The following is a 1,673-nucleotide window of genomic DNA, read 5'->3' as shown; positions in this document are numbered from 1 at the left end:
AATCAACGGCGTGTCGGGCAGGCGTTCACGTAGGACTTTCAGCGCATAAGCATGAACCGCGCCCAAACCCGTGCCAATCGGCGCCGCCCACGGCATCAACGCCTGACAGCCTGCGTCAAGCAGTCGGCGGCAGGCAATCAGGTCTTCGGTGCAATAAGGCAGCACTTTAAAGCCGTCTTTAATCAGAATTTCCGCCGCTTCAACCAGTTGGAACACATCCGGCTGCAAGGTGTCATCATCGCCGATGAGTTCGAGCTTGATCCAATCGGTATCAAACACTTCGCGTGCCATTTGTGCAGTAGTTACGGCTTCCTGCACACTTTGGCAGCCTGCGGTATTGGGCAACACAGGTACGCCCATTTCTTCCAACAATGACCAAAAGCCCTGCCCGTGCGCTTCGCCGCCGCTGCCGGCGCGGCGTAACGAAACGGTAATCATCGCCGGTTGCGCGATTTGAACAGACTGCTTGAGGATTTCCGGCGTCGGATAAGCAGCCGTACCGAGCAGCAGCCGTGAAGGGAAAGTTTCTCCGTATAGGGTAAACATGATGGATTCCTTTGTAATATTTTTTAGATTTTAAGCATAAGGCAATCGGGCAACCCTGCCCGATATTCAAACAGGCAAAAGTCGAGCGCAAATACCCAACCTATTGATTGCAAACTGCTTATCCGCCGACTACGGGGCGCACAATGTCCACTTTGTCGTTTTCGTTTAAAACCGTTTCCGCATACGCGCCTTTGGCGACAAAATAGGTATTGACGGCAACGGCAAACGGCTTTTGCGGCGCGGTTTGGGCGATAAGGTCGGCAACGGTTGTGCCGTTTAATGTGATGGCTTCATTGTTCAATATAATCTTCATAATGTTTGCTCCTCTTGTCAGACTTCTTATTTTCAGACGGCCTCATTCATTCCACAAAGCCTGAAACGCTTTAACCACCGCTTCGGGATTTTCCGCTTAGGTCACGGCGCGAACAACAGCGAGCGAGGAAACGCCGGTGGCAAGCACATCTTCGGCGTTGTTCAAATCGATGCCGCCGATGGCGACGACGGGCGTGCCGCGTGCCTGTCTGACGTATTCGCGCAGTTTGTCCAAACCTTGCTGGGCGGTTGGCATTTGTTTGGTCGTAGTCGGAAAAATCGCGCCGCTGGCGACATAGCTGGGGTGTACGGACAAAGCGCGGTCGAGTTCGGCGACGGAGTGCGTACTCAAACCCAAGCGCAAACCGGCGGCGGTAATGGCGGCAAGGTCGGCGGTGTCCATGTCTTCCTGTCCGAGATGTACGCCGTATGCGCCCGCTTCTATCGCCTCGCGCCAGTAGTCGTTGATGAAAAGCTGCGTACGGCTGCCCTGACAGGCGGCGACGCAGCGGGCGATTTCGCATTTCAATTCATCGCCGTGCAGGGTTTTGCAGCGCAGTTGCACCGTGTCGGCACCTGCTTCGACCATGCGCTCCACCCAATCGGCGGTGGGAACGACGGCGTAGAATTTGAGCGGGGATTTTAGGGGCGGGAAGGTCATGGGGTGTCCTTTTTCATTTCTTACGGAGCAATAAAGGTTGTCTAAAAACATCGAGTATTCGCATTCATGCCGTAGAGCAGAAGAGGGGCGATACTTGATGGGAAGCTTTCGCTTTTATAACCAACGGCGGACGCGCCGACAATAAGACTCGTAC

General features: G+C 54.4%; 3 protein-coding genes. All 3 read right to left on the bottom strand.

From position 1 onward, the window contains the following. Positions 1-546 (bottom strand): thiazole synthase (locus tag ACTHUR_RS10935; RefSeq protein ID WP_440398585.1); only part of this gene is annotated, 546 nt, incomplete at its 3' end. Positions 547-664: 118 nt separating this feature from the next. Further along, the gene (thiS, locus tag ACTHUR_RS10930; RefSeq protein ID WP_070459683.1) at positions 665-859 is read right to left on the bottom strand and encodes a sulfur carrier protein ThiS; all 195 of its coding nucleotides are present in this window, start codon (positions 857-859) and stop codon (positions 665-667) included. A 96-nt stretch (positions 860-955) separates the two neighbouring features. After that, positions 956-1,519: a thiamine phosphate synthase gene (thiE, locus tag ACTHUR_RS10925; protein WP_440398584.1), complete on the bottom strand. Its 564-nt coding sequence runs from the start codon at positions 1,517-1,519 to the stop codon at positions 956-958. Between the last annotated feature and the right edge of the window lie 154 nt (positions 1,520-1,673).

Source organism: Neisseria sp. P0021.S007 (assembly GCF_051956855.1).
Note: the sequence above shows the minus strand (reverse complement) of the source record. Positions and strands in the feature narration are given on the sequence as shown.

Coding starts and splice junctions, on each gene's coding strand:
- thiS (WP_070459683.1), bottom strand. CDS start 859: ATGAAGATTATATTGAACAATGAAGCCATCACATTAAACGGCACAACC.
- thiE (WP_440398584.1), bottom strand. CDS start 1,519: ATGACCTTCCCGCCCCTAAAATCCCCGCTCAAATTCTACGCCGTCGTT.